Genomic DNA, 23,807 nt, shown 5'->3' on the forward strand with positions numbered 1-23,807 from the left:
TTACTAAAAAGGGCGATTTTTTTGTGCCTTTTAATTAAAAAATTTCAAAAAAGGGGCTCCAAAAAGTCAATTACACTGACTTTTTGGACAGCCCCTTTATTTATCTTGAAATTCTGAAATTATCGACTGTGTCTTTCTAGTAGCTTAGCTAAAACGTGAGTCTTGTAGCTTTCAAGTTTCCGTCCTTCATAGTGTCGAATTCCTAGTTTCTTGAGTTCTTTCACGTACCAACCTTTACTTCCAAAGTACATGAAAACCCCACCCCTTCTTTATTTAGTCTGGTAATGAAAAGGCTAAGAAGCTAGTCTCGCTGTTTAATTACCATTGTAACATTTTGGTTTTATTAAAAAAGAAATATGTTTAAAATTAGTAGACTTTTTGTATTTCCTCAACTAGTATAGGAAAAGATGGGATGAGGGGGAGTGTTATCATTGAGTCACTACTTGTCATATGAAGATATGTTGAAGATTTGCGAAAAGATCAACGAAAAGTTCATTCCAGATGGTGAATCGTTTTTTGAAAAAGTAGAGGAATTGTTTAACATAGATGAGCCTGTTACGTTTCAACAATTTATGGTTACAACGTTAAAAGAGCTATTAAGTGTAGTAGATGAAGAAATTAAAAAAATTGAGCAGAGCGTAAACATTGAACCGAGCTGCTATAAAGGGTGTGCTTACTGCTGTTATTTTCCAATTATTGTAACGAAAGCAGAAGCAAAGCTGATGATTGAATACATCAATAGCTTACCAAATGATGAAAAGCAAGAAATCTTGGAGCACCTAAATCATTATTTCAAAACCTATCATGATAAAATTTTAAAAGCTTGCTCTATTCACTTTGAAGACGACCGATCATTTAAAGAGTCTTATATTCGAAAGCAACTGCCATGCCCATTTCTAGATACGAAAACAAATACTTGTAAAGTGTATGAAGTACGTCCAATTCCATGTCGCACATATTTAAACTACTGTCACCCAGCAGTATGTGCTGAAAATGATGTACCGAAAGAACCATTCAGCTATGAGTTTTTATACACTTTTTACATTCAGGCACTAAATGAAGTTTTACAAGAGTTGATCGAAGAAGAAGAATTTCATTTTGAATATCCGAATGATTTCATCACGTATGATTATTTGCCGAACTTATTATCTGAATACTTAAAAGCCGACTCGTAATGAGTCGGTTTGTTCATATATGGGGTATGGAAATACGGTGTTAAATAACTATAAGTGGAAAAAGTCTGCAACATAATAGGCCGAGGCTCATAGTGTATCCCCCTATTTATTTTTAGTAGAATTCACTAACAAACTGTAAAATCTCCACATCATCATGAAGAAAAGGATATATCCAATAAAAGAATTTAAATGATTCCATTTAGGGGCATGTATAAATAAACCTATTCGTTCAGCCATTAGTTCAAAAAGATAGGCAAAAATGCCAATTATTAATAGAAGGAGCGGTCGAACAAAAGGATGGATTTTGCTCATAACCATTAAAAACGATGTGGTGATAATGGGTAGTATAACAAGTGTGAACAAGATGTTAATTGAAAATAATTTAGGAAATAATCGTTTTGGAAAGGTGTAAAATCCACTGTGGACAAGTAGTAAGTCTAAGTATGTGCCAAGTAAAGTGGCTAATAGCACTGTAGCTATTAAAGCAACATTATTCTTTCCGAAGAAAAATTGCTTTTTTGGCAATGATGGCGAGTTCGATTTTCTCGATTGTTTTACAATATTCATCATAAATATCCCCACCTGAAAAAGTTTATTCTTTTAAATAGTCGGTGACTTTCCAATCATGGAAACCTTGAAAGATTTCGGCTACGTGTATTTTTGGAAAGTACAGGTAAAACTTATAAAAATCAGGTTGCTTAACCATGCCCTTCATCAGCTTTCCGTATTGTAATTGGTAGAATGGAAGCCGTCAAGGAAAGCACTTGACCGCTTCCATTCTACCCACTTAGTGGTCTGCAAGCTGACGAAGGAGCTACTCTAGATTGAGTATCAATCTCGCTAACTTATTTCCGGAATTGTGTGAACATCACAGAATATGGTGATGAGACAAAAAACTTAACTTAAAACATAAGGTTCAATTTCCTTGTGTTTTTTTTGGGTTTTTAGGCTTAAAAAAATAACTTTTATCATATATAAGCCTCTCTATACCATACCCTGACAAAAAGTTGGTAAAAAATTTATAAATGAAAATGTGTAAAAGTAGTTTCTTTTCAAAAATATCCTATGTTACCATTCAATTATTAGGATATAGGTATGTCTTTTGTGAAGAGGAGTGGGATGAATGTTATTGCAGGCCGCCCTTATTTTTTTGCTGCAAATTTTATATGTACCGGTTTTGACGATTCGAACCATTTTTCTCGTTAAAAATCAAACAAAGGCTGCTGCAGGAGTTGGGTTGCTTGAGGGTGCCATTTATATCGTTGCTTTAGGGATTGTGTTTCAAGATTTATCGAATTGGTTCAATATTGCGGCATATGTCATCGGTTTTAGTGTTGGACTTTTGATTGGTGGTGCCATTGAGAAAAAGATGGCTTTAGGATATGTCACTTATAATGTGAATTTGCTTGATAAAAATTCTGGTTTAGTGAACAAACTAAGAGAAGCTGGATTTGGTGTCACCGTATTTGAAGGAGAAGGAATGAGCTCAAAGAGATATCGTTTAGAAGTCGTAGCGAAGCGTTCACGTGAAGAAGAATTTTTAGAACTAGTGAATGAAATTGAACCAAAAGCATTTTTAAGTTCTTATGAATTGCGTTCCTTCAAAGGTGGATATATGACAAACTCCATGAAAAAACGTTGGAAGAAAATCCAGTCAAAAGAGAAAAAGCTTAATCAAGAATGAATTCAAATAAAAGGAGCCATTTCCATGGACTTTTTTACATTATTAGCGGAAGAGCGAATTAAAAAGGCATATGAAGAAGGAGAGTTTAAAAAGTTACCGGGAATGGGAAAGCCACTGAAGCTTGATGACTTTTCCCATGTACCAGAGGAGCTTCGTATGGGCTATCGAATGCTGAAGAATGCGAACATGCTTGATGAGGAAGTCGAACTGAAAAAAGAAATGATGCGAATTGAAGATTTGATTCGAACATGCTATGACCAAGAGGAGCGGGAAAAGCTAAAGGAAGAATGGACGGAAAAGCAGCTGAAGCTAGATCGCATTTTTGAAAAGCGCAAAGGCCTCAATACCCCCGCTTCCGCATTTTATAAAGAAAAAGTGTATGAGAAGCTATTAAAAAGATCATGAAAAAGGGCTAAATCGGACTGATTTAGCCCTTTCTATATCAATCTATTAATTGTAAGTCGGGCAAAGGCTATAAGCTTTCATGAATGATCATACACATATTTCCTCTAAAAATCTGCCGAAATTTTACTAGCTTCAAACGGGTCTTCCAAATTTTTATGGATAACAAAAGCCGCCGCTAATAGAAAGAAAAATAAAGAAATATAAAGGGCATGATTTCCGCCCATTGCATAAAAGGCTGCCCCTAACAGAGGACCGATTGCTGCACCGGTAAAGCGGATGAAGTTGTAAACACCGATAGCAGTTCCCTTTTGGTTTAAAAACAAATTAACTAGTGTTGTCGATTGAGACGGCAAACTCATCCCGAGCAAAATGCCATAAGCTAATAGTAAAAGGATTAAAATCGGAATCATGAGGGCATTTAGCCATAAACTAATCCAGAAAATCGAAACGACGATGCCGATTCCATATGAAGTATAGACAAGTATTAATTTATGGGTTAAATATTGCTGTACTTTCCCGCCTAAAAACGTACCTAATACAATTCCCGCTGTTAACGGCATAAAGAAAAGCCCCTTTACCGTCAATGAAACTTGATATAATTCGTCTAATAAACTAGGTAAAAAGACTAGATAAATGTAATATCCATAAAACTGAAAAAAGCCAAGCAGCATAATAGGAAAGGCCGATTTATCGAATAAAATGTTTTTAAACGTTTGAATGGTAATCTTTTTAGGAGTGCGATCCTTTGTTAATGTTTCGTGCAGCGTTTTAGCATTATAAACAGAAACGATAATGGCCCCTGAAATTAAAATAAAAAACAGCCATTTCCAATCATAGTAAGAGGCTATAACACTCCCTAATAAAGGGCCTAAAACAGGACCAAGAAAAACCATTGTCTGATAAAAGCTCATCGCCCGTCCTTGTTCACTTGGAGCGAATATATCTCCTATAACAGCTGCGGCCACAACGGATCCTGTACTGATTCCGAAGGCCTGAATGGCTCTTCCTAACAAAAAAATCAAATAGTTAGTGGCAAGAAAACAAATCAAAGAGCCAATCATAAAAAGAAAAAGACCAGGAAGTAATGTAGCCCTGCGTCCTCTCGTATCGGATAAAGGACCGATAATAAATTGGCTGGCAGCCAATATCATCGTATAGATCGATATGGTGAAATTAACCATAAATGAATTAGCATGAAAAAAATGCCCTACTTCGGGAAGACTTGGTGTGTAGATCGTTTGTGTAAACGGCCCTAAAAAAGCAGCAATAGATAACCCAATTAAAATTTTTCCGTTCTTTGACATGATCCATGACACTTCCTTAATCGAATACTTCGAATGTAAAAAATTTCTTCTTCTTTATATTAAACCATAAAAACGATTTTTCTTCTCATAATACGTCTTGGAATATGAAAATTTTCATTTCATTTTTTGGTGATTTTTTCATTTGTTCAGGTACAATCAAACTATCATGAAATGAATTTGTTGGAGTGACTGTTATGAATGTTGTCTTGTTTATAAAAGATTTGCGGCTCCATGATCATCAACCTTTAGTTGAAGCACTGCAATATGGAGAAGTTTTGCCCCTTTATATCGTGGAACCGACTTTTTGGTCCAAGCATGATTTATCGATTCGGCACTTTCAATTTGTTCTTGAAAGTTTAGAAGATTTAAAGGCGCAAATAGAAAAGCGCGGCGGAAAACTTTTTATTTTTATTGGCAAAATCGAAGAAGCGCTTGAACAATTAAGTAAGACGTATGGAGCGTTCCGGCTATTTTATTACGAATATACGAGCATAAAGGAAATGGTGAATCTTAATACTCGTGTTTGTCAATGGATGAAAGAGCATGGGCTGCCTGTTGCTTGTTTTCCTTCGCAAGCCTATTTTTTGGATATCGAAAATGAGAGCCAATATAAAAAAAGATGGCGTGCTTTTATGAATGAAAAAATGCATGAAACGCCCGTAAAGATCAACATTCCTAATAGATGTCCATCAGCTTTTCAAACAGATTTGAGCGCTCTTTATAATTACAAAGTACAAGGAGAAAAAATTCGCTTTGGACTGAAAGGCGGGGAAACGAATGGAAAGGAGACGTTGAATAGCTATTTACAATATTTTCATGAAAGGCATCAATATAAACATTTAATAGATGAGATTCGCTATTCAAGTAGACTTTCACCATATATGACATGGGGCAATCTTTCGTTAAGATATGTCATTCAACAAGTGGATGAAGAGATGAAAAGAACAGACAAGGCAAAGCTTTTACAAACTTTTGTGCAAAAAATTTACCAACGATGTGTGACAGGTTATTTTGTTCAAGGGAAATTTTATGATGTTAATCATGAGGATGATTCACAATTAGACGTTTTAAACAAATGGATAAAAGGACGAACAGGTATTCCGATCATTGATGCCATTATGCGATACGTGATGAAAACAGGATGGATTAACCATCAATCACGTTTAGTAGCAGTCTCATTTATAAGAGATCTTGCAGGAGTTTCTACTTCTTTAATTGGCCAAAGTTTTGCACAATTATTGCTCGACTACGATCCTCTTATTCAATACTGCTATATAGAAGAAGGAAAGGTGATGAACCCGATTGCGTTTTCGAAAAAGCATGATCCAAACGGAGAATTTATTAGGCGACATGTATCAGAGTTAAAAAATGTTCCTTCCCAATATATTCATGAGCCTTGGTTGTATCCGGGATTTTTTAAGCTCGGTTACCCATCTCCTATCGTTGATGTTTATCAAGCCTATCGGAAAGCTCGCCATGAAAGATTACGAAAAAAACAGATTGATCAGCATAGCGAACAATTAAAGTTTGACTTGTAAACATGAGGCTGTAGGGTCACTGGAAACTGACCTTGACAGCCTTTTTCTTATGGTAAGGCTATATGGACTTCCCCCTGTTTAATTCGTTGTGTGAATACTAACAATATCAATGACAAAAAAATTTAAAAAATGTATGCGTTGACAACATGTATTTACATGATTAGAATAAAAAATGACATGTATATACATGTTTAGCGCGCAAGGTCGTTATTTTTTTGAAACGACATTGAAAACGATTACGGAGGTTCGAAAATGAGTGGGTATCAAGATCAAGTTCGCCGTATTATAGAGTCGATTGGTGGAGAAGACAACATTCAAAAAGCGACACACTGTGTTACTCGTCTTCGCTTAATCCTTAAAGATGAAGGAAAGGTAAATCAAGAACAGTTAGAGAGCATTGATGTTGTCAAAGGTTCGTTTTCTACAAATGGTCAGTTCCAAATTGTCATAGGTCAAGGGACTGTTGAAAAGGTTTACAATGAATTGTTAGCGCAAACAAATCTTGAAAGAGCCTCTAAAGAGGATGTTAAAGAAGAAGCGGCTAAAAAGTTAAATGTACTCCAACGATTAATTAAAACATTAGCGGATATTTTTATTCCCATCTTACCTGCAATCGTCACAGCCGGTTTATTAATGGGTATTAACAACGTTTTAACAGCACCGGATTTATTTTATGAAGGAAAAGCGCTCATTGATGTTCATACACAATGGAAAGATTTTGCCGGAATTATTAACTTAATTGCCAATACAGCATTCGTATTCTTGCCAGGTATTATCGGTTGGTCAGCTGTTCATAAATTTGGTGGAAGTCCGCTGCTCGGTATTGTATTAGGATTAATGCTTGTACACCCTGACCTTTTAAATGCTTGGGCATATGGTGCTGCACAACAAGAAGGAACAATTCCAACTTGGAATTTATTTGGGTTAGAAATTGAAAAAGTCGGTTATCAAGGACAAGTTTTGCCAATTTTAATTGCATCTTATGTGTTAGCAAAGCTTGAAATTTTCTTAAAAAAACGAATTCCAGATGCGTTTCAAATGTTGCTCGTTGCACCGATTGCATTATTATTAACAGGTTTTGTTTCATTTATCGTTATTGGACCAATTACCTTTACAATCGGTAATGCATTAACAAATGGAGTTGTCAGCATTTTTGAAGCTGCACCTGTTATTGGTGGATTAATCTATGGTGGTTTATATGCACCACTTGTTATTACCGGAATGCATCATACATTTTTAGCGGTTGACCTGCAGTTAATTGGGACAACAGGCGGAACGTTCTTATGGCCGATGCTAGCGCTTTCTAATATCGCTCAAGGTTCTGCTGCATTAGGAATGATGTTTGCAACAAAAGATGAAAAATTAAAAGGGCTATCGTTAACATCTGCCATTTCTGCTTACCTAGGCATTACTGAACCAGCGATGTTTGGGGTCAACCTACGCTATCGATATGCGTTTTTATCAGCCATTACAGGTTCAGCGATTGCTGGTATGTTTATTACGATGAATGGAGTTAGGGCAGCATCGATCGGTGTAGGGGGATTGCCTGGAATTATTTCCATCTTCCCTGAACATTGGGGAGCCTTCTTTATCGGTATGATCATCGTTCTTGTCGTACCATTTGCTGCCACAATTCTAATTGCCAAAATGAAACGTAATAATTAAATGTCGAAAAACGATACGAGCGGGAAAATGTTTTCCGCTTGTATCGTTATATCTGTTTTGAAACCGAAAAAGGAGATGGAAACATTGAACCAACAACCTTGGTGGAAAAAAGCTGTTGTTTATCAAATTTACCCGAAAAGCTTTTACGATACGACTGGGAATGGAGTTGGAGATTTACAAGGAATTATTCAAAAGCTCGATTACTTAAAAAAGCTGGGTGTCGATGTCATTTGGCTAACACCGATATATAAGTCTCCTCAAAACGATAATGGATATGATATTAGTGATTATTTCCAAATTCACGAAGAATATGGAACGATGGAAGACTTTGACGAGCTTTTAGAGGAAGCACATAAACGAGATATAAAAATCATGATGGATATTGTCGTTAATCATACATCTACTGAACACCCATGGTTCCAAGAGGCGAAAAAATCAAAAGCCAATCCTTATCGGAACTTCTATATTTGGAAGGATCCAAAAGAAGATGGAAGCGCACCGACAAATTGGGAATCAAAATTTGGTGGAAGTGCTTGGGAGTATGATGAAAAAACAGGCCAATACTATTTACACTTATTTGATGTCACACAAGCTGATTTAAACTGGGAAAATGAAGAACTGCGGCAGAAAATTTATGATATGATGCATTTTTGGTTGAAAAAAGGTGTTGATGGCTTCCGATTAGATGTCATTAACTTAATTTCTAAAAATCAAAGCTTCCCAGATGATGATCATGGTGATGGCCGAAAATTTTATACGGACGGGCCGCGAATTCATGAATTTTTACATGAAATGAATCAAGAGGTTTTTTCGAAGTATGACATGATGACCGTTGGCGAAATGTCTTCCACATCAATTGACCATTGCATTCAATATACAAATCCAGAACGTCAAGAACTTAACATGACGTTTAACTTCCATCATTTAAAGGTGGACTATCCAAACGGTGAAAAATGGACAGTTGCGGACTTTGATTTCTTAGCCTTAAAACAAATTTTATCTGAGTGGCAAACGAAAATGAATGAAGGCGGCGGATGGAATGCGTTGTTCTGGTGCAACCACGATCAGCCGCGTGTTGTGTCGCGATATGGAAATGATGGAAAGTATCATAAAGAATCAGCGAAAATGTTAGCAACAACCATTCATATGATGCAAGGAACACCATACATTTACCAAGGTGAAGAAATTGGGATGACAAACCCATACTTTAAGCGCATTGAAGACTACCGCGACGTTGAATCGATCAATATGTACCATATTTTGAAAGATAAAGGTATGAACGAGGAAGAAATAATACAAATTTTACAAAGCAAGTCTCGTGATAATTCACGTACACCTGTTCAGTGGAATAGTGAAGAGCATGGAGGATTTACAAAAGGAACACCGTGGATTGGGGTAGCTTCAAATTATAAAGAAATCAATGTTGAAAATGTGTTAAACGATGAAGACTCCATTTTTTATCATTATCAAAAATTGATTCACCTTCGCAAGGAATACGACATTATTACAGAAGGAGATTATCAGCTTCTACTAGCGGATCATCCTGAAATTTTTGCCTATGTCCGAAACGGAAATGATGAAAAGCTATTAGTTGTCAATAACTTTTATGATCGCGAAACAACGTTTGAACTGCCAAAAGAAATCGACTTAGAAGGATATCAAAGTAAAATGTTACTATCCAACTATCCGGATTCTTCTCATGATATGAAACGTATTGCACTTCGTCCGTATGAATCGATTGTTTTTTATTTATGGAAATAAGAGGCTGCTAAGTGTCTGGCCTCACATGTGGGTTCAGGCACTTATTGAATAGCCTCTTTTTTATATAACTTTTGAATGATGTTTTAAAATAATGGAACCTCTTTTAATATGATGAAGAATACGTGTTAAAATATAATAGGTGATTTTATGAGAAATAATAAATACTACACTATTTATTTAGAGTGGGCAGAAAAAATAAAATCTGGAGAAATTAAACCTGGAGAAATATTGCCTTCAGAAAATGATTTAACGAAAACATACAAAACGAGTCGTGAAACGATTCGAAAAGCGTTAAATTTATTAGCTCAAAATGGCTTTATTCAAAAAGTGAAGGGGAAAGGCTCCATAGTTTTAGATGTTCAAAAAATGAGCTTGCCTTTTTCGGGATTAGTGAGCTTTAAGGAAGTTAGTGAACATAGTGGGATGAAAACGAAAACGACCGTACACGAATTCGCCTTAATGAAGCCTAATGAATTCATCAAACAACAATTGCAAGCAAGCCCTAAAGATGAAGTGTGGAAAATTGTCCGCTCACGAAATATTAATGGAGAAGAAATTATTCTCGATAAAGATTATTTGTTAAGAAAGCATGTTCCATTTTTGTCAAAGGAAATTTGTGAAGGTTCCATTTATGAATATTTAGAAAAAAAGCTAAAGCTAAACATCAGCTTTGCGAAAAAAGAAATTATCGTGGAGAAGGTTACAGATGAGGATCGAAAATATTTGGAGCTAGATAGGTTTGACCACATTGTCGTAGTAAAAAATCATGTGTATTTAGATGATGCGGCATTATTTCAATATACAGAATCACGACATCGCTTAGATAAATTTCGCTTTGTTGATTTTGCAAGAAGAGGATTATAAAGACAATACGCTGAAGAATATGCTATATAAGTTGAAATTTTGTTCTACACTCAGCCGATTACTGGCCGCATTGCATATATACAACTGGGAGATTTAACTTATGGCTGACGAAAAAACAGATTTCCTATTTTTTCGACAGTCGAAAGAGAAGTCTTAAGACTTGACTTCGTTACGCCTTCGCGTGACAGAGGACCGAACAACCAACCGCTTCACAGACAAATGCATATGTCTGGAAGCGGTGTTGTTCGGTCACCCGACAGTCGAAAAATACCGATTACTCCATAAAAGACGAAAACGTTAAAGTTTCAAATAGAAACAAAATATCGCAATTTCTTTATTGCAACTTATATAGCCAAATGATGCAAATCCTCTATTCAATCTATCGGTGTTTCAAGAAAAATATTCATTTGAGGCTGCCGAGTGGGACAGCCTCTACTAATCCTGCATGTTTTCTCGATTTGGAATTGGATCAATTCGGTGTGCATCCTCTGTATTTATTGCTGCTTTGATTGATTGAATAAAGAGAATAATGCAAGAGATCAACATCGCAGTAAAAAATAAAACGATTAGCCAATATCCAATCATACGCTCCTCCCCCTTTGTACACTTATATGCAAAAGGGAAAGGCTACAGAATGGAAACTTTACATTTTTCTTAAGCTGCCTAGCTCCTCCGCAATAGCTTGCATTTCACTAGGGCTAAAAGTATTTTTTTTCATCACCAATTCGTAAATGTCTTTTAATTCGTCATACATATCTTCATTAAAATGAGTAGGTTTAATAGCCCCGATGTTAATCACATTAAGCTTTTCCGTAATCTTTTGAATCATAAATGCAACATTTTCAGATGATTTTTCAGACAAATTCAATGTGTTCATCCTTTCGCTTTTGTTTGTTCCATTGTAACATGTTTCAGCCTGATATATATTGAAAAATTTTTTCTTGAAACATAAGATGAAAAATGAAGGGACAAGGAAAAACAGGGGGAATAAACATTGATTAAAGTATTATTTGTTTGTTTAGGAAATATATGCAGATCACCAATGGCAGAGGCTGTTTTTCGCGATCTTGTGAAAAAGGAAGGGCTAGAGGATAAAATAATGGTCGATTCTGCAGGTACAGGGAATTGGCACGTTGGTAAACCACCTCATGAAGGGACGCGAAAAATTTTAGATCAATATCAAATTTCCTATGAAGGTTTAAAAGCACGCCAGGTAGAGAAAGAAGATTTATTCAATTTTGACTATATTATAGGGATGGATACAGAAAATATAGGAAATTTACGTCGTTTAGCAACCTTTTCCAAAACCGGCCATATCGGACGATTGATGGATTATGTCAAAGATAGAGATCTAGTTGATGTGCCAGACCCATATTTTACAGGAAATTTTGAAGAAGTGTATGAAATGGTTCAAAAAGGTTGTAAAGGTTTATTAGAGACGATCAAAAAAGAATACAACCTATAATAGGAAAGGGGAAAATCAATGGGAAATAAAAATAAATTATTAAAAGGGGTGCTGCTTGGCGCTCTAGTTGGGGCTGCGATTTCATTATTGGACAAAAAAACTCGCGATCATATAAAGGATATCGGAATAAAAACGACGGAACAAATGAAACACTATGTGCAAAATCCATCGGAAGCTTCTAATGCTGTAAAAAATAAAATAAGTGAAGCCAAACAAACACTTCGTCATGTTTCAGACGATTTATCATTTATCAATGAAAAAGTAAAAGAGCTAAAAGAGCTTACTCCTCAATTGATCGAGCTTATAGAGGAAACAAAAGAGAGAATCCAAAAAAATTACCATGAATAAAAGACTTGTGCAGCATTGTTCAAATAAAAAGAGGTGATGACATGATAGGCCGGCACGCCCAACTGAATCTGTATAAAGAACTAGTAAGCCGGTTTTCACGGCATCAAATTCCAAGTTTAGCTGCAGAATTAGCGTATTTCTTTTTATTGTCTTTATTTCCTTTTTTAATCTTTCTGATCACATTGATGGGTTATCTGCCTCTTTCCACTGATGCTCTATTAGATTTTATTCGTCAATATGCCCCTGGGAATTCTATGAAATTAATTGAGGAAAATGTAAGACAAGTGATTGATACGCAAAATGGGAAGTTGTTATCATTCAGTATCATTGCTTCTTTATGGTCTGCATCCAATGGGATTAATGCCATTGTTAGGGCGCTTAACCGTGCGTATGATGTAATGGAAAATCGCCATTTTCTCATTGCGCGAGGAATGGCCATCATTTTAACATTTGCTATGATTTTTGTGATTGTCGTCGCCTTGTTGCTTCCTGTGTTTGGCCGGGAAATAGGGTTATTGATTTCTACTGCTTTCGGTTTTTCTAATCTGTTTTTATCGATTTGGAATACGATGCGCTGGCTGCTTAGCGCAATCATTTTATTAATTGTATTTACAGGACTTTATGTGATGGCTCCAAATCAACGATTACAGCTATTCGAAGTATATCCAGGAGCCCTTTTTGCAACAGTTGGGTGGATTGTCGTGTCATTAGCCTTTTCATATTATGTCGCAAGATTTGGACAATTCAGTGTGACATATGGAAGTCTTGGTGGGGTTATTGTTTTGTTAATATGGTTTTACTTATCAGCTATCATCATTATTTTAGGAGGCGAAATTAACGCCATTATCTATCATCGTTACCATCATCCTCCTTCATAGTTTTGGCCCATTTGAGCATGCTATACATTAGTCGAGCATGATGATAGGGGGGATCCATTTTGTCTAAACAATCCAAAAAAGGTGGACATCATAATAAGCAAAGCTCAAAAAGCAAACCGAAACATAAAACGAGCAGCAGTGCAAACGGCCAAAATGGTTATCATTAAGGGTTTTAACGAATAAAAAGGCTGTTTTCGTAAACTTTGTTGCTTTTCGACTGTCTATGAACCGAACAAAGAATGTGGTCGGTTCACGTCACGCTTGTAAGTGACATAGCAAGCGTGTCGCTTGCTAATGACAGTCGAAATATAGTAAAACAACAATCTTTGCGAAAAGAGCCATAAAAATAGACACCAAACAAGGTGTCTATTTTCATTTAGATAGAGAAAAAAGGAAGAAAGCGGCAGCTAGGACAACAATGGAAAATGAATGTCATATCTATTCATTCATTTCCATGTAGGAATGATAAGTTGAAGAATAAATGTGTTCAATATCGGCATCTGTCATATACATTAAAGTTTCACGATCAATCTCTTTCATCTTGGCAATAAAATCAATCATATTTTTTCGTTCTTGACGGCTCATCATTTTAATCCCCTCTCATTTATTGTTATGATACAGTTATTGTTTTTGTTGATACTATTATATAACAGAATGAACAGAAAGTTCAAACGATTTTTTAAAAAATTCATAAATTTTTTTTGATGACATGATATGCGTTTTTCTTTTACAAGAAATCATAAAAATGGTAACGTTGGAGTTAGAAAATACAGAAATAAATATAACTGCAGAAGGAGCTGTGAATAATGGAATTTAAAATGAAAGAAGTCGGTTTTACAACGAATTTTGAATATGGGGAGCTTCATGTAGCAGGAGATGAAAAGTATGGCTTCCGACCTTTTCAATTAATGGTATCGGCGATTGCTGTATGCAGCGGTGGTGTTCTTCGGAAAATTTTACAAAAAAAACGTATTGACATTGAGGATATAACCATTCAAGCAGATGTTGAACGAAATGAGGAAAAAGCAAATCGGATCGAGAAAATTCATCTTCATTACTTAATTAAGGGAAATAACCTAGACAAAACCCAAATACATAAATCAATTGAATTAGCTCGAAAAAATTGTCCAATGGTTCAATCCGTTGAAGGAAGCATTATCATAGTGGAAACATTTGAATTAGTTCAATAAACTTGGAGGCTGGTTTAACAGCCTCTTTTTTTAAAGGCTCTTTTCTAAAAGATTGTTGCTTTACTATACGATAGCTTTTCGACTGTCAAGCAAGCGACACGCTTGCTATGTCACGCGTGTAGTGTGACGTGAACCGAACAAAAGTAGATGGTCGGACAAATGTGATTTGTCCGACCACGTGCTTTGTTCGGTTCATAGACAGTCGAAAAGCAACAAAGTTTACGAAAACAGCCTTTTTAAAAGATCATGTTGGAAGGAGTTTTAATCAATTTATAGAAAATACAATTTGTATAAATGGTTATGAACAATAGAATAAAGGATGAAGGTTACGCTAACAATAAAAAACTGGGTAAAATCATTTTGAAAAGGAATCATTATAAAAGGTGGTAGCAAACGTGTTTAGTCGAATATTTTTTCTCCTTGTTGTAATTGGTATGCCTCTTTCGATTATTGGAAGTGTTTTTCATTGGACACCTCTTTTAATGTTTGTCATCTACTGTTTGACTATTATTGCCTTGGCAAGCTACATGGGTAGAGCGACCGAAAGTTTAGCCATTGTCACTGGACCACGTATAGGAGGTCTTTTAAATGCGACATTTGGAAATGCGGTTGAACTAATTATTTCTATCTTTGCATTGAAAGCTGGGCTCATTGAAGTTGTTTTAGCATCCCTAACTGGCTCTGTATTAGGGAACTTATTATTAGTAGCTGGTTTATCGTTTTTTATTGGAGGATTAAAGTATAAACGGCAAAGCTTTAATGTATACGATGCTCGTCATAATGCAGGGCTTTTAACGTTTGCTGTGATTGTTGCGTTCGTGATTCCGGAAGTCTTTTCCCAGACGATGAATGATGAGCGGACACTTGTGTTAAGTGTTGGAATATCCATTATTTTAATTAGTCTTTATTTAGCTGCTTTATTGTTTAAACTTGTCACACATCGTGGGGTTTATCAGCGTAAGGATGAAACGATTGATGAGCATGAAAATCCAGAATGGTCAGGAAAACTAGCTACGACTATATTATTCATTTCGACTCTCGCTGTTGCGTATGTGTCTGAAAACCTTGTCCACACTTTTGAAATCGTTGCTGAAAGGCTGGGGTGGAGTGAACTATTTATTGGGGTTATTATCGTCGCCATTGTCGGAAATGCCGCAGAGCATGCATCTGCTGTGATCATGGCCTATAAAAATAAAATGGACGTTGCTGTTGAAATCGCGGTAGGTTCTACATTGCAAATTGCGATGTTTGTAGCGCCGATTTTAGTAATCATTTCGCTTATGTTTGCCGAAAAAATGCCGCTTGTTTTTACACTACCAGAACTGATCGCTATGGCTACAGCTGTGTTATTAACAATCGTCATCTCAAACGATGGCGATACAAACTGGTTCGAAGGGGCTACTTTGCTTGCTGCCTATATAATTATGGGAATTGGATTTTATTTACTCTGATTAACAAATGAAAAATATATTAAGGTGAGAGCACAGACTACGGCCAAGGTCTGTGCTACAATATTGTTATAGAGAAGTGAAGTAAGATCGTGACAGCCTAAGAACTATGAGTTCGTACTAAAAAACTGGCCAAACTTCACTGTTTTTATTAGAATCAGTTTTAATATGTTGGATCATTGAGATCGTGTATAAGAAAAGGGAATAGATGAGGTTATGTGAAGACTTAAAGAAATAATGGGGAAATCGTCAAGTCTACAGGAATCCCTTTTTCGAAGAAGTGAAAACGAATGCGTAAACAGCCCTTGAATGTGAAAAGAATGCCACTTTCTACTCTCGGCGCAAAGTCGAAGTGGAAAGTGTATTCAGTTACATCAAGGGCAAGCGGTCGGTACATGACAAGTTTGGGTTGTGGCATAAAACTTAATGAAAGTAGTAGTCATCCTCCAGTACCTTTTGCTACTTAATATTAGTTCCCCTGTAAATAAATTCAGACAACACTTCGTACATCTTCACCACTTTGGATTTTAGTAAATTCATCTGGTGCAACGGAAGCTTTAACCTTCATGGCAATGAAATACACAATGCCTGAAATTATTAATGACTGAATTGCAGGTAATCCAAATGGGTACACATACTGTGTAAGGTATCCAGTAAAGGTTCCTACCACTAATGCTATAGTAGCCATCCAATTCCAACCTTTATTTTCAACCCATTGCTGCTTACGTATCAAGAAGAAATCACTCATCATGACACCAGCAATGGAAGGATAAACTAAAGCAGTCATATAAAGAAAATCGGTAAAATAATCTAAAATCCCTGCAAGTGCGATGATAATAGCAATAATTGTTCCTCCTAAAGTCAATAAAGCACGGCCGTTACCTGAGTTTACGTTTAGCATATTACTAAGTGCTAAGCCCATGCTGTAATTATTAATAAGTTGACTAGTCCAAGTTGCAAACCATAGGATCAAAAACCCCCAAACTGGGAAACCCATGTTTAACATAACCGTTACAATATCTGCTTCTCCAACTCCAACAGACATAATAGAACCAACATAAAACAGAGGGATCCCTACAGCAATTATTCCTAAAGGTATTAGTAAGTTATCTTTTATTTTTGGCTTGGCATATCTAGTGTAATCAGAAGCTATAACCCATTGAGACACATTAACACCAATAACTAGACTGACTGCTGCTAAAAAAGTCATATTAGGTTCAGGATCCCAATTAGAGATTGTTTCCCATCCTATGTTTTTTAGTGACAAATAGATTCCACCAGCTATTAATAGAAGGCCTGCTGGTACAGCAATATAATCGGTCCATTTCATTGATGAGTAGCCTATAATTGCTGGAAGAGCAAAAAGCAACCCAGCCATAATAGTTATCAATGCCCATGCGAGCCATTCGCTTTTATAATCAATTCCAAACATTGCTGAAATAGCATTTCCCGCAACTGCCGTCTGAAGAGCCCACCAACCCATCGACACGATGAAAATAGTTAGTCCAACAATAAACCTTGCTTGAATTGCCCCAAAGCTAGATTTTGCAATAACTGATGAAGATCTACCTGTTTTAGCACCTATATATCCTTGAATAAAGTTACCTGGCCATTGGAATAAAACCATGGCAATAATTATGATCCACAAAATTTCAGTTAATGAAAATCCTCCGACAAGTGATGCACCAACCATTAAAACCGGAATAGTAAATTCAAGTCCTCCAAAAATAATTGCAGGGGTTAACCAGTGTTGCCTCTCATTTAAAGGTACTGGGGACAATGCCTCATCTTTTCCCATTGTTGATTTGTTATTCATTTCCACCACGTATCCACCTCATTTTTTTAATATTTAGATAATTTTTCAGACTATTTTTTAACATTTGCAAATTAGTTCACGTGTATAATGATTGAAAGACTCACACCCGTCTTTTGTCACTAACACAATATTTTCAATTCTTACTCCGAACTTTCCATCAATGTAAATTCCTGGTTCTATACTTATAACCATTCCTTCTTCAAGGAGTTGCATATTTTTATTTGTTATAAAAGGTTCTTCATGGACTTCTATTCCTATTCCATGTCCTGTCCTATGTGTAAATTGCTTTCCGTAGCCTGCTTTAGTTATAATATCCCTTGCTTTTTTATCAATTTCTTTTATAGGAACTCCCGGTTTAACTGCTTTAACTGCTTCCTCTTGGGCTAACTTAACAATGTTATATATTTCTTTCATTTCATCACTAACTTTTTTTCCAACTACTATAGTTCTAGTCATATCAGAACAATAGTGATCCTTTATTCCGCCTAGATCAATAACTACCATATCTCCTTCTGATATTATTGTTTCGTCCGCCTGATGATGAGGAATAGCTCCGTTTTTCCCTGCTCCAACAATCGGTGGAAAAGATAATGTCTCAACATTATGTGTCTTAAACAATCTCTTAATTTCATTAACAACTTCAATCTCTGTTTTGCCAGGTTCAATAAAAGCTATTGCCTTTTCCATTACATCATCTGCTATGGATCCTGATTTTCTCAATAACTCTATTTCTAACTGATCTTTATATAGTCTCAACTTTCCTATGACATTAGTGCTTTCTACAAAGTGAATATTGTGATTCAGTCGCATTAACTGTATTAAGTTTTGGCTCGGCCACTGGTTATCTATCGACACAATACCTGATTTAGGTAAGTTACTATTTAATATTTCTATCGAGTGTTCACCATCTTTCCAGAATATTGACTCGAATAAGGAAAGGTTTCTAATTTCTTCTTTGGCCATTTCATGAATAACCATGATTGGTGGTCCTGATTTTTTAATTACAATGGCTTGCAATCTTTCATGCGAATCTAACCATGTTCCACTGAAATAAAAGAAATTTGGTGGTGATGTCACGATTAGTGCCTCTATATTTTCTTCTTCCAATAATTGCTGAGCTTTTTGAATACGTTGTTGATATCCCAATGCAACCTTCTCCTTTTAATTGAATAAAATAGGACTTTCCTCCATAGGGGAAATCAAACTACTTGCCTTTCATAATAGGAGGAAATGCCCTTTTTAAGTTAATTTCTAAAGATGCATATTTAAGAATACAAAATCTATCTAGAAACTAAAGCCCAAACTATTTCACAGTCTTCTTGCCCATCATTATATGCCCAATGTTCTTCATCACGTGGAATAAACGTTGCTTGTCCTGCCTCGACTCTATATTCTTTTCCACCACTCATCGTTAGTATAGAGCCTTTTATTACTAACCCATATTCGTCTTCTAGATGGGAAGCTGTGCCTTGCAATGGTATTCGCACACCTGGGGGAATAGAAACTATCCCAAAAACAGTCCGTCCTCCATCAACTACTGATTTATCAAATAGGGTTTTCATGGTTACATCGTTTCGATCCTGTTCCTTAATTTCATTTACTGTTACAATTTCCAATTATTTTTCCTCCAGTTCCTTACGTTTTGCTGAGATTCCCACTACTTCTAACGTGTCTGGATTCAATGTAACACCATAATCCCTTTGAGCTTGTTCCACTGTAATGTATTCATTTTTTACATCCCAGATAACTTTATCAATAGGTCTTTTAAGTGGATTACCATATCCACCACCTGTACCTGTGACAAGTCGGGTAACATCATTTTTATTTAATCGATATTGATTATACTTACCAAATGGAGCAGATACTTCTCCGTTACTATTCACGAATTCAAAGTAGTTAGTTGAGCCATCTTTACCGCCATTGGCTCCCCAAGGTTTATATTTATGACGTCCGAAAGAACCCGTGAAGTATTGGTTGTCTGTAAGTGAACGATACGAACGCACTACTCCATAACCACCTCGGAATTCTCCTGCACCTGCTCCATCAGTATTCAATCTATATTCGTCTACTAGAACTCCGTTTCTAGTTTCACAAACTTCTATCGGAATGTTAAAAGTTTCCCCATCTAGAATACAGAATTGACCAGAAGCTCCATCTTTCTCTTTGTCTCCTCCCCATCCACCGACGGAAGGCTCAACAATTAAGAAAGGTTCATTCGTATCTTGATGTTTCCCAGAAAGAATTGCTACACATACAGATAAGAAATGTCCAGCAGATAAACGGTTTGGTATTACTGGTGCTAACGCTTTCCAAATTAAGTCTGCTCCAAATAACATGGATTCCCAATACATTGAGACAGGCGCTGGTCTCACTGCATTAAATATAGATCCTTTGTCTGAAATTACACGAAGTGGTCGGAATGAACCATCGTTAACATCTTGTGATGGATTGGTTATAGCTAGGTAAATAGTTCTAACTGCAGAGACTAAGCCTGTTAACGTGGAATTGATAGATCCTGTTACTTGTGGATGACTTCCACGAAAATCACATATAAATTCATTGTCCGTAATCTCAACTTTTACTTTTACATGGAACGGTCCTTTTTCGATTCCATCATCGTCAATATAGTCTTCAGCCGTATAAACGCCTTTCGGTAATTCTCTTAAAGATTTAAGTGCTAGTTGTTCACCATGGTCTAAAAGATAATGAATGGAGTTCACTACTGTTTCTTTACCATATTTTTCACATAATTCTTGAACCCGTCTTTCTCCAGTTTTTAAAGCTGCTACTTGAGCCCATAAATCACCAAGAGAAAGATCTGGGAATCTAACGTTGGCACGAATTATTTCAACTACTGCTTGATTTAATTTACCTTCCTCAAATATCTTTACACATGGGAATTGAAGCCCCTCTTGATAAATTTCAGTTGAATTTGTTGACATTGATCCAGCGTCTTTCCCTCCAACCTCTGTCCAATGCGCTTTATTAGCAGAGAAAGCTATTAATTCTCCATCATAGAAGATTGGCATTACGAGTCCCACATCACATAAATGGGAGCCTCCGCCTCCATATGGATCATTGATTAGAATAATGTCTCCAGGTTTTAAGTCACCCGATTTATTATACTTCTCGACAGTTTCACGTACCATAAAGCTTAGCATTCCAATAAATCCAGTTACTCCGTTTCCTTGAGTTAACAATTGCCCTTTTGAATCCGTTAAACCACTAGCATAGTCTAATACTTCATATATAATAGGACTCATTGATGTTCGTGCTAATGCATAGAACATTTCTTCTCCGATTGCAATTAATGAATCCTTTACAATATCTAATGTAAATGAATCCACTTTAGGTTTACCTGTTTTCACCATGATCTTACACCCCTGTCTTAATAATTAAATTTCCGTATATATCGACAGTTACTGATTGGTCAGGATATACTACAGTTGATGCAGATGATTCTTCGATTATTGCAGGTCCTTCTATGATTGCATCTGTATTTAGCTTGCTTCTATCAAATACTTTTGTATCAATCCAGCCATGATCTTCAAATAAAACTGGTCTAACCTCTTTTAACGCATCTTGCAGTGAAAGACCATTATGTTCCATTTTAGATATTTCAGGCTTTTGAACAGAACCAAGAGCCATTAGATGTACATTGACAATTTCTGTTGGGGAGTTTTCAAGTTTAAATGTATATAATTGCTCGTGAGTATCATGGAATTTTTTAATCACATCTGCCATTGTGTCTTTTGTTACAACACCATTTGGGACAGGTACTTTTACTGTATGTTCTTGGCCGATATAACGAAGGTCAACATATCGTGTAAATAAGACCCTATTTTTTTCAACACCTTCATCTTCATATTGGCTAATAGCCTTATTTTCTTGTTGAACTAACAGCTTATTGAATTCATCATAATCTATATCATCTACACGTCGAATAAAAGTTTGAATGTAATCATGACGTAAATCGGTCATCAGCATTCCCCATGCAGAGAAAACAGAAGATGCTACTGGAACAATTACCTTTCTAACTCCAAGCTCTTTTGCAAGTGCAGGAGCATGCATGGAGCCTCCACCACCAAATGCCACTAACGTAAACTCACGAGGATCGTATCCTTTTCTTACAGAGATTAATTTAAGCGCATTTAACATATTGGAATTTGCAATGCGAATAATACCTAGTGCTGCTTCGTCAACAGAAACTTCGAATTTATTTGCAATTTTTTCTGCAATGACTTCCTTTACTTTCACCATATCAACATCATTATCAAAGTTTTTAGGGGAAAGTCGACCTACTACTAAATTGGCATCTGTAGTCGTCGGCTCTGTTCCACCTTTTCCATAAGCAACTGGTCCAGGAAGGGCTCCGGAAGATTGAGGTCCAACTCTCAAAGATCCGCCGTCATCTATCCAAGCTATTGAGCCCCCACCATTTCCAATTTCAACAATATCAACAACAGGAACCTTAATTGGATATCCAGCACTTCGCTCATTACGTTCAATGTTGTATTCTGTTGTAACCTTAACATCTCCACCATCAATAAGCGAACACTTAGCCGTTGTGCCACCAATATCAAAAGCTATAATGTTTTCTTCACCAAGAATTTTTCCTAAAATGGCAGCTCCATATATTCCTGCTACTGGTCCAGATTCAACCATATTAATTGGTGTTTGCTTTGATTGTTCAAATGTTGTGGTACCACCATTAGATTGCATAATATATTTGTTTGAATCTTTTTCAATTTTGCTAAGTTCTTTTTCAAGACGATCAATATATGTAGAAGCAATAGGCTTTACATATGAGTTTAATACAGCTGTACTAGTACGTTCATATTCTCTCCATTCTCTCGTTACCTCATGAGAAGCAGTTACAGCAACCTCAGGCCACACTTTTTTAATATACTTTACCGTTTCAATCTCATGAAATGGATTGCTATAGGAATGAAGATACGAAACTGCAATCGCTTCAACATTTTCTGATTTAAAATATTCAATAATTTCTTTTAATCTTTCAACATTTAGCTTTTCAATTATCTCACCTTTATAATTTAAACGTTCTTCTATCTCTTTGCGTAAATAGCGAGGAACAAAAGGCGTTGGTTTTTTATATTGAATATTAAAAAGATCAGGTCTATTTCCTCGAGCAATTTCTAATACATCACGAAAACCCTTTGTGGTAATTAACCCAGTCTTAACTCCTTTTCTTTCAGTTAGTGCATTGATGATTACGGTAGTTCCATGAATAAATGTATCTAATAGTTTAGTATCGATACCACTTTCCTTAATAACATTTAATACGCCATTTTCAAAATTAGGAGGTGTTGTATGACTTTTGGCCACACCGATTTTACCTGTATCATCGATATAAACTAGATCAGTAAATGTCCCCCCAATATCTGTTGCAACTCTCATAATTTAACCGCCTTTCTCAATCCATAATTAATAAAAAGTAATCAGTTATTAAAATATAACAGGTGTTACTACAGCAAGAACTTTGGCATCTACTTCTAAAGGATTGTTTACAGAGTGAAGTAAATGCGACGGAAAATGAATAGAGTCTCCTGCTTTCAAAAAATATTCCTTACCATCTACGTAAAACAATAATTCTCCTTCGAGAACATAATAAAACTCTTCTCCTGGATGGCTAAAAGATTTCTCCGTTGTAGGTCCTGGCGGATACGTAACAAGTAACGGTTCAATATTTCTTCCAGAAAATTCTCCACCAAGTCTCGTATAAACAACCCCTGATCCTTTTAATTGGAACGGCTTTTGTTCTTCCTTTTTGACATAATAATTTTCGTTTTTATAATCTTCAAAAAAAGTAGTTATAGGGGCTTCCAAAGCATCGGCAATCTTTTTTAATGAAGTTATCGCAAGCGATGATGATGCTCTTTCAACTTGGGATAAAAAGCTTATTGATAATCCTGTTTTTTCACTCAACTCCTTTAAAGTAATTTTCTTTTCAGTTCTTAATTCACGAATTCGCTTTGATAATTCCTCCAAACCACTACCTCCAAAAAACGACTTCCTATAATATTACAGTATTACTAAAAAAATATTTAAGTAATACTGTAATTTTTATGTTATCACAAAATTGTCAGAATTAAAAATAAATTTTTAAAAAAATAACAAATTAAAAATATGTATTATTTTCAAGTACTGATACATGTTCTTTTCTTAGCAGCTTTCTTAGCAGCTAAAATACATAATTCCTGTATAACTGTAATTATCAACTTTTTTAAGACAATAAAAATATTGGA

The 23,807-nt window shown here is 35.9% G+C and carries 24 protein-coding genes; 12 read left to right on the forward strand and 12 right to left on the reverse strand.

Annotation, left to right across the window (positions count from 1 at the left end; translation table 11 throughout):
* Positions 1 to 119: 119 nt before the first annotated feature.
* Entirely contained in the window at positions 120 to 251 is a 132-nt protein-coding gene (locus J2S06_RS12930) for a YflJ family protein (protein ID WP_083979112.1), read from the reverse strand.
* Positions 252 to 431: 180 nt separating this feature from the next.
* Here J2S06_RS12930 and J2S06_RS12935 point away from each other — a divergent pair, with 180 nt between their 5' ends.
* Positions 432 to 1,175 (forward strand): YkgJ family cysteine cluster protein, encoded by a 744-nt coding sequence (locus tag J2S06_RS12935; RefSeq protein ID WP_419152557.1) that lies wholly within the window; start codon positions 432 to 434, stop codon positions 1,173 to 1,175.
* 102 nt (positions 1,176 to 1,277) lie between these two features.
* Here the strand turns inward: J2S06_RS12935 and J2S06_RS12940 are convergent, their stop codons facing one another.
* On the reverse strand, positions 1,278 to 1,745 hold the full coding sequence (locus J2S06_RS12940) for a CBO0543 family protein (protein WP_419152558.1): 468 nt from the start codon (positions 1,743 to 1,745) through the stop codon (positions 1,278 to 1,280).
* Between the two features lie 553 nt (positions 1,746 to 2,298).
* Between J2S06_RS12940 and J2S06_RS12945 the strand changes: the two genes are divergently transcribed.
* Together J2S06_RS12945 and J2S06_RS12950 are read left to right on the forward strand one after the other, a co-directional pair.
* Positions 2,299 to 2,859: a DUF2179 domain-containing protein gene (locus J2S06_RS12945; protein WP_419152559.1), complete on the forward strand. Its 561-nt coding sequence runs from the start codon at positions 2,299 to 2,301 to the stop codon at positions 2,857 to 2,859.
* Positions 2,860 to 2,883: 24 nt separating this feature from the next.
* Positions 2,884 to 3,264: a DnaJ family domain-containing protein gene (locus J2S06_RS12950; RefSeq protein ID WP_419152560.1), complete on the forward strand. Its 381-nt coding sequence runs from the start codon at positions 2,884 to 2,886 to the stop codon at positions 3,262 to 3,264.
* 104 nt (positions 3,265 to 3,368) lie between these two features.
* Here the strand turns inward: J2S06_RS12950 and J2S06_RS12955 are convergent, their stop codons facing one another.
* The gene (locus tag J2S06_RS12955; protein WP_044746843.1) at positions 3,369 to 4,568 is read right to left on the reverse strand and encodes an MFS transporter; all 1,200 of its coding nucleotides are present in this window, start codon (positions 4,566 to 4,568) and stop codon (positions 3,369 to 3,371) included.
* A gap of 194 nt (positions 4,569 to 4,762) precedes the next feature.
* On the opposite strand from J2S06_RS12955, the gene J2S06_RS12960 reads away from it, so the two are divergent.
* From J2S06_RS12960 to treR, 4 genes are all read left to right on the forward strand, one after another.
* Entirely contained in the window at positions 4,763 to 6,106 is a 1,344-nt protein-coding gene (locus J2S06_RS12960; protein WP_419152561.1) for an FAD-binding domain-containing protein, read from the forward strand.
* Between the two features lie 252 nt (positions 6,107 to 6,358).
* On the forward strand, positions 6,359 to 7,771 hold the full coding sequence (gene treP / locus J2S06_RS12965) for a PTS system trehalose-specific EIIBC component (protein WP_044746845.1): 1,413 nt from the start codon (positions 6,359 to 6,361) through the stop codon (positions 7,769 to 7,771).
* 84 nt (positions 7,772 to 7,855) lie between these two features.
* The gene (treC, locus tag J2S06_RS12970; RefSeq protein WP_459077054.1) at positions 7,856 to 9,532 is read left to right on the forward strand and encodes an alpha,alpha-phosphotrehalase; all 1,677 of its coding nucleotides are present in this window, start codon (positions 7,856 to 7,858) and stop codon (positions 9,530 to 9,532) included.
* Between the two features lie 147 nt (positions 9,533 to 9,679).
* Positions 9,680 to 10,396, forward strand: coding sequence for a trehalose operon repressor (gene treR / locus J2S06_RS12975; RefSeq protein WP_419152562.1), 717 nt, complete (start codon positions 9,680 to 9,682; stop codon positions 10,394 to 10,396).
* Between the two features lie 435 nt (positions 10,397 to 10,831).
* Here treR and J2S06_RS12980 read toward each other — a convergent pair whose 3' ends face one another.
* Both J2S06_RS12980 and J2S06_RS12985 read right to left on the reverse strand, forming a co-directional pair.
* On the reverse strand, positions 10,832 to 10,981 hold the full coding sequence (locus J2S06_RS12980) for a hypothetical protein (RefSeq protein ID WP_419152563.1): 150 nt from the start codon (positions 10,979 to 10,981) through the stop codon (positions 10,832 to 10,834).
* A 58-nt stretch (positions 10,982 to 11,039) separates the two neighbouring features.
* Complete coding sequence (locus J2S06_RS12985; protein WP_044747652.1) at positions 11,040 to 11,264, reverse strand: DUF1128 domain-containing protein; 225 nt, start codon at positions 11,262 to 11,264, stop codon at positions 11,040 to 11,042.
* 126 nt (positions 11,265 to 11,390) lie between these two features.
* Here J2S06_RS12985 and J2S06_RS12990 point away from each other — a divergent pair, with 126 nt between their 5' ends.
* From J2S06_RS12990 to J2S06_RS13000, 3 genes are all read left to right on the forward strand, one after another.
* Positions 11,391 to 11,861, forward strand: a complete 471-nt coding sequence (locus J2S06_RS12990; RefSeq protein WP_419152564.1) for a low molecular weight protein-tyrosine-phosphatase — start codon at positions 11,391 to 11,393, stop codon at positions 11,859 to 11,861.
* 18 nt (positions 11,862 to 11,879) lie between these two features.
* Positions 11,880 to 12,209, forward strand: coding sequence for a YtxH domain-containing protein (locus J2S06_RS12995; protein ID WP_419152565.1), 330 nt, complete (start codon positions 11,880 to 11,882; stop codon positions 12,207 to 12,209).
* 62 nt (positions 12,210 to 12,271) lie between these two features.
* Positions 12,272 to 13,087, forward strand: a complete 816-nt coding sequence (locus tag J2S06_RS13000) for a YihY/virulence factor BrkB family protein (protein WP_419152595.1) — start codon at positions 12,272 to 12,274, stop codon at positions 13,085 to 13,087.
* Positions 13,088 to 13,525: 438 nt separating this feature from the next.
* Here the strand turns inward: J2S06_RS13000 and J2S06_RS13005 are convergent, their stop codons facing one another.
* Complete coding sequence (locus tag J2S06_RS13005) at positions 13,526 to 13,672, reverse strand: BH0509 family protein (RefSeq protein WP_419152596.1); 147 nt, start codon at positions 13,670 to 13,672, stop codon at positions 13,526 to 13,528.
* Between the two features lie 221 nt (positions 13,673 to 13,893).
* Between J2S06_RS13005 and J2S06_RS13010 the strand changes: the two genes are divergently transcribed.
* Together J2S06_RS13010 and cax are read left to right on the forward strand one after the other, a co-directional pair.
* A complete protein-coding gene (locus J2S06_RS13010; protein ID WP_419152566.1) occupies positions 13,894 to 14,277 on the forward strand; it encodes an OsmC family protein in 384 nt (127 codons plus the stop codon).
* Between the two features lie 395 nt (positions 14,278 to 14,672).
* Positions 14,673 to 15,728, forward strand: a complete 1,056-nt coding sequence (gene cax / locus J2S06_RS13015) for a calcium/proton exchanger (protein WP_419152567.1) — start codon at positions 14,673 to 14,675, stop codon at positions 15,726 to 15,728.
* A gap of 487 nt (positions 15,729 to 16,215) precedes the next feature.
* Here the strand turns inward: cax and J2S06_RS13020 are convergent, their stop codons facing one another.
* From J2S06_RS13020 to J2S06_RS13045, 6 genes are all read right to left on the reverse strand, one after another.
* The gene (locus tag J2S06_RS13020) at positions 16,216 to 17,541 is read right to left on the reverse strand and encodes a purine-cytosine permease family protein (protein WP_419152597.1); all 1,326 of its coding nucleotides are present in this window, start codon (positions 17,539 to 17,541) and stop codon (positions 16,216 to 16,218) included.
* Positions 17,542 to 17,598: 57 nt separating this feature from the next.
* Entirely contained in the window at positions 17,599 to 18,687 is a 1,089-nt protein-coding gene (locus tag J2S06_RS13025) for a M24 family metallopeptidase (protein ID WP_419152568.1), read from the reverse strand.
* Between the two features lie 134 nt (positions 18,688 to 18,821).
* Positions 18,822 to 19,157 (reverse strand): cupin domain-containing protein, encoded by a 336-nt coding sequence (locus J2S06_RS13030; protein ID WP_419152569.1) that lies wholly within the window; start codon positions 19,155 to 19,157, stop codon positions 18,822 to 18,824.
* Positions 19,158 to 20,912 carry a hydantoinase B/oxoprolinase family protein gene (locus J2S06_RS13035; RefSeq protein ID WP_419152570.1) on the reverse strand — a complete coding sequence of 585 codons (1,755 nt, stop codon included), beginning with the start codon at positions 20,910 to 20,912 and terminating at the stop codon, positions 19,158 to 19,160.
* Positions 20,913 to 20,916: 4 nt separating this feature from the next.
* On the reverse strand, positions 20,917 to 22,959 hold the full coding sequence (locus J2S06_RS13040; RefSeq protein ID WP_419152571.1) for a hydantoinase/oxoprolinase family protein: 2,043 nt from the start codon (positions 22,957 to 22,959) through the stop codon (positions 20,917 to 20,919).
* A 48-nt stretch (positions 22,960 to 23,007) separates the two neighbouring features.
* On the reverse strand, positions 23,008 to 23,550 hold the full coding sequence (locus tag J2S06_RS13045) for a helix-turn-helix domain-containing protein (protein WP_419152572.1): 543 nt from the start codon (positions 23,548 to 23,550) through the stop codon (positions 23,008 to 23,010).
* Positions 23,551 to 23,807: the final 257 nt, after the last annotated feature.

Origin of the sequence: Bacillus alveayuensis, assembly GCA_030812955.1 — a bacterium.
Lineage (GTDB): Bacteria > Bacillota > Bacilli > Bacillales > Aeribacillaceae > Bacillus_CB > Bacillus_CB alveayuensis.